The sequence below is a fragment of the Kitasatospora sp. NPDC015120 genome, from assembly GCF_043080305.1.
In the GTDB taxonomy this organism is placed as follows: Bacteria; Actinomycetota; Actinomycetes; order Streptomycetales; family Streptomycetaceae; genus Kitasatospora.
Map to the genome: position 1 here is coordinate 1 of NZ_JBIBVJ010000064.1, position 1,709 is coordinate 1,709.

Here is a 1,709-nt window from a genome sequence, read left to right on the forward strand (position 1 = left end):
TGGGTGTGTGGGGGTCGAGGGTGCCGGTGGCATGGCAGGTCCATGATGTCTCGGCGCTGGTGTCGGGGCGTGCGTCGATGCGGATAGGGCGTGTGTGGTCGTGGGTGTGGGGTTCGCCTACTTCTACTCGGAGTCGTGTGGCGCCGTGTTCGGGGAGGATGAGGGGGGTTTGTACGGTCAGTTCGCGGATGCTGCCGTAGCCGACCTGGTCGGCGGCGTGGATGGCGAGTTCGGTGAAGGCGGCGCCGGGGAGGACGGTGGTGCCGGCGACTTGGTGGTCGGCCAGCCAGGGGTGGGTGGCGAGGGAGATCCGGCCGCTGAGGACTGTGCTGGTTGCGCCTTCGGTGACGGCGCCGAGCAGGGGGTGGCCGGCTGGGGTGAGTCCGACGGCGCTGATGTCGCGGTGGCTGGTGTGGGGGGTGAGCCAGTAGTGGGTTCGTTGGAAGGGGTAGGTGGGGAGGGTGGTGTGGTGGCCGTTGGGCTGGTGCCAGTGGGTGGTGGCGCCGGTGGTGAAGGCTTCGGCGGCGGAGCGGAGGAAGGTGGTCAGGTCGCCGTGGTGGCGGCGCAGGGTTCCGATGCTGCGGGCCGGGGAGTCCAGGCTGTCGATGGTTTCCTGCACGCCGGGGGCCAGGACGGGGTGGGGGCTGGACTCGATGAAGGTGTGGTAGCCGTCGGCGAGGAGCAGTCGAGTGGTGGCTTCGAATTCGACGGTGTTGCGGAGGTTGCGGAACCAGTACTGCGCGTCGAGTTCGGTGGTGTCGATCTGTTGTCCGGTGACGGTGGAGTAGAAGCGGATGGTGCTGGTTCGGGGGCGGATGGGTGCGAGGAGGTCGAGCACCCGGTCGCGGATCTGGTCGACGTGCGGGGAGTGTGAGGCGTAGTCGACGGGGATGCGCCAGGTGCGGGTGCCGTCGGCCTCGAGGGTTGCCTGGAGTTGGTCGAGGGCGTGTGCGCTGCCGGAGACGACGGTGGAGGTGGGGCCGTTGATCGCGGCGATTCCGATGTCGCCCTTCCATGGCTGGAGTTGGGGTTGTACTTGGTCGGCGGGCAGGGCGATGGAGACCATGCCGCCTTGTCCGGCGAGTGCGCGGATGGCCTGACTGCGTAGTGCGACGACGCGGGCGGCGTCGTCGAGGGTGAGTGCGTCGGCGACGCAGGCTGCGGCGATCTCACCTTGCGAGTGGCCCAGTACGGCGTCGGGCCGTAGGCCGTGGGACTGCCACAAAGCAGCCAGTGAGACCAAGACCGCGAACAACGCCGGTTGCACCACGTCCACCCGCTCCAGCAACGAAGCGCCGTCATCGGTGAGCAGGACCTCCAGCAAGTCCCAGTCAACGTAACTGGACAGGGCGTGTGCGCATTCGTCGAGGCGGGCCCGGAACACCGGGGCACCCGTGTACAGGTCGCGGGCCATCGCAGTCCATTGCGAGCCCTGCCCGGGGAACACCAGCACGGTCTTGCCGGTTGTGGCGGTCCCGGTCACCACGTGGTCGGCGGGGGCACCGTCGGTGAGGGAGGTCAGTCCGGCCAGCAGTTGCTCTCGGGTGGTGCCGACCACGACGGCGCGGTGTTCGAACGCGGTGCGTGCGGCGAGGGTGGTGGCGATGTCGGTGACCGGCAGTGCGGGGCCGGCGGCGGTGGCGATCTGGCTCGCGTAGGCGCGCAGTGCTTCCCCGGTCCGCGCCGACAGCACCCACCCGACCGGCCCC

The 1,709-nt window shown here is 69.4% G+C and carries 1 protein-coding gene; it reads right to left on the reverse strand.

Going from position 1 to position 1,709, the window contains the following annotated elements; genetic code table 11:
* On the reverse strand, positions 1-1,709 hold a 1,709-nt coding region (locus ACF1AK_RS36295), incomplete at both ends, for an acyltransferase domain-containing protein (protein WP_391503077.1).